Raw genomic sequence first — 3196 nt, forward strand, 5'->3', positions numbered from 1 at the left:
CGCGAAGAGGCCGGTACAGGTTGCGCTGGTCGACACCAATTGATACCAATCAGCCTTCATCGCTTTCCCTGAGTTACAATGCGCGCCACCGTGACTCTGCCAACAGGTGCGCCATGCAGCCCTACGCTATTGCCCCCTCCATTCTCTCTGCCGATTTTGCCCGCCTGGGTGAGGACGTCGACAAGGTATTGGCTGCGGGTGCAGACATCGTCCACTTCGATGTCATGGACAATCATTATGTCCCCAACCTGACCATCGGTCCGATGGTCTGTACCGCTCTGCGCAAGTACGGCGTCACTGCGCCGATCGACGTACACCTGATGGTCAGCCCGGTTGACCGCATCATTGGCGACTTTATCGAAGCGGGTGCTACCTACATCACCTTCCATCCTGAAGCCACACAGCACATCGACCGTTCGCTTCAGCTGATCAAGGATGGTGGCTGCAAGGCCGGCCTGGTGTTCAACCCGGCCACCAGCCTGGACGCCCTGAAGTACGTGATGGACAAGATCGACATGGTGCTGCTGATGAGCGTCAACCCAGGCTTTGGCGGGCAGAAGTTCATTCCCGGCACTCTCGACAAGCTGCGCGAAGCGCGTGCGCTGATCGACGCCAGTGGCCGTGATATCCGTCTGGAGATCGATGGTGGCGTGAACGTCAACAACATCCGCGAGATCGCTGCCGCTGGCGCCGACACTTTCGTGGCCGGCTCGGCGATCTTCAACGCCCCGGACTACCAGGAAGTCATCGCCAAGATGCGTGCCGAACTGGCCCTGGCCCGCTCATGAGTGGCTTCGAGCAGCTGTTCCCGGGGACGCTGCCCAGGTTGGTAATGTTCGATCTGGACGGTACCCTGATCGATTCCGTGCCTGACCTGGCCGCGGCTGTGGACCGTATGCTGCTCGAACTGGGGCGCCCGCCTGCTGGCCTTGAGGCAGTGCGCCACTGGGTTGGCAATGGCGCCCAGGTGCTGGTGCGCCGCGCGTTGGCGGGTGGCATCGACCATGCCGAAGTGGACGATGCGCTGGCAGAACAGGCGCTGGCGTTGTTCATGGACGCTTATGCCGAAAGCCATGAACTGACCGTGGTCTATCCCGGCGTACGGGACACCCTGCGCTGGCTGCGCAAGCAGGGCGTGGAAATGGCGCTGATTACCAACAAGCCTGAGCGTTTCGTTGGCCCGCTGCTGGACCAGATGAAGATCGGCAATTTCTTCCGCTGGATCATTGGTGGCGACACCTTGCCGCAGAAAAAGCCCGACCCGGCGGCGTTGCTGTTCGTCATGCAGATGGCCGGTGTTACCCCGCAGCAATCCCTGTTCGTGGGTGATTCGCGCAGTGACGTGCAGGCGGCCAAGGCGGCTGGCGTGCAATGCGTGGGCCTGACCTACGGCTATAACCATGGCAGGCCGATCGACGATGAATCCCCCAGCCTGGTAATCGACGACTTGCGCGCATTGCTGCCCGGTTGCGCAGACCCGGCCACTGGGATAACGTTGGCGGACCTTCAAGCCTCACAAGACAGAGAGTCCACCGTGGCGGTTACTGGCAAATTCTGGATGAAAGTCATCAAGGCCTTGGCCCGTTGGCGTTGGCGCGCCTGACTTCAGCCTGCCGGCGTGTGCCGGCCCGTCCGTTTGCCTGACCTATTGCTGCTTGCCACGAGACTACTCATGAACCGCGAAGAATTCCTGCGCCTGGCTGCTGCCGGCTACAACCGTATTCCCTTGGCCTGTGAAACCTTGGCCGACTTCGACACGCCGCTGTCGATCTACCTGAAACTGGCTGACCAGCCCAACTCGTACCTGCTCGAATCGGTGCAGGGCGGCGAGAAGTGGGGCCGTTACTCGATGATCGGCTTGCCATCGCGCACGGTGATGCGTGTGCATGGCTACCATGTCAGCATCCTGCAGGATGGCGTCGAGGTGGAAAGCTGTGAGGTCGAAGACCCGCTGGCATTCGTTGAAACCTTCAAGGACCGCTACAAAGTTGCCGATATCCCCGGCCTGCCGCGCTTCAATGGCGGCCTGGTCGGCTACTTTGGCTACGACTGTGTGCGCTATGTAGAAAAGCGCCTGGGGGCCAGTCCCAATCCGGACCCGCTGGGCGTACCGGATATCCTGCTGATGGTGTCCGACGCGGTGGTGGTGTTCGACAACCTGGCGGGCAAGATGCACGCCATCGTGTTGGTCGACCCAGCTGAAGATCAGGCTTTCGAACAGGGCCAGGCACGCCTGCAAGGCTTGCTGGAAACCTTGCGCCAGCCAATCACCCCGCGCCGCGGTCTGGACCTGAGCGGCCCGCAGGCAGCCGAGCCGGAATTCCGCTCCAGCTACACCCGCGAGGATTACGAAAACGCCGTCGGTCGTATCAAGGAATACATCCTGGCCGGGGACTGTATGCAGGTGGTGCCGTCGCAGCGCATGTCGATCGACTTCAAGGCTGCGCCTATCGACCTGTACCGCGCGCTACGCTGTTTCAACCCGACGCCGTACATGTACTTCTTCAACTTCGGTGACTTCCATGTGGTCGGCAGCTCGCCCGAGGTGTTGGTACGTGTCGAGGACAACCTGGTCACCGTGCGCCCGATTGCCGGTACCCGCCCGCGTGGTGCGACCGAGGAGGCGGACCGGGCGCTGGAAGACGACCTGCTGTCGGACGACAAGGAAATTGCCGAGCACCTGATGCTGATCGATCTGGGTCGCAACGATGTGGGCCGTGTGTCTTCGACCGGCAGTGTGCGCCTGACCGAGAAGATGGTGATCGAGCGTTACTCCAACGTGATGCACATTGTCTCCAACGTTACCGGCCAGTTGCGTGAAGGCCTCACGGCGATGGATGCACTGCGGGCGATTCTGCCGGCTGGCACCTTATCGGGTGCGCCGAAGATCCGCGCGATGGAGATCATCGACGAGCTGGAGCCGGTCAAGCGTGGTGTTTACGGCGGTGCAGTCGGGTATTTTGCCTGGAACGGCAATATGGATACCGCAATTGCCATTCGTACTGCAGTGATCAAGGACGGCGAGTTGCATGTGCAGGCCGGTGGCGGCATCGTTGCCGACTCGGTGCCGGCGCTGGAATGGGAAGAAACCATCAACAAGCGCCGGGCGATGTTCCGTGCGGTGGCGTTGGCCGAGCAGACTTCTGCCAGATAAATTTATTGGGGCTGCTGCGCAGCCCATTCGCGGGTAAACCCG

3 protein-coding genes are annotated in these 3196 nt (G+C 61.2%); all 3 read left to right on the forward strand.

The genetic code is table 11. From position 1 onward, the window contains the following. Positions 1-113 precede the first annotated feature (113 nt). The 3 genes from rpe to trpE all read left to right on the forward strand — a co-directional run bounded on the left by rpe (position 114) and on the right by trpE (position 3154). Positions 114-788 carry a ribulose-phosphate 3-epimerase gene (gene rpe / locus ACF8RA_RS06025; RefSeq protein WP_176683492.1) on the forward strand — a complete coding sequence of 225 codons (675 nt, stop codon included), beginning with the start codon at positions 114-116 and terminating at the stop codon, positions 786-788. Beyond that, positions 785-1603, forward strand: coding sequence for a phosphoglycolate phosphatase (locus ACF8RA_RS06030; RefSeq protein WP_176683491.1), 819 nt, complete (start codon positions 785-787; stop codon positions 1601-1603). Before rpe ends, ACF8RA_RS06030 begins: the two co-directional genes overlap by 4 nt. Positions 1604-1672: 69 nt before the next feature. Further along, complete coding sequence (trpE, locus tag ACF8RA_RS06035; RefSeq protein WP_392461887.1) at positions 1673-3154, forward strand: anthranilate synthase component I; 1482 nt, start codon at positions 1673-1675, stop codon at positions 3152-3154. The last annotated feature ends 42 nt before the right edge of the window (positions 3155-3196 follow it).

The organism is Pseudomonas sp. FYR_5, assembly GCF_043106315.1.
GTDB lineage: Bacteria > Pseudomonadota > Gammaproteobacteria > Pseudomonadales > Pseudomonadaceae > Aquipseudomonas > Aquipseudomonas putida_Y.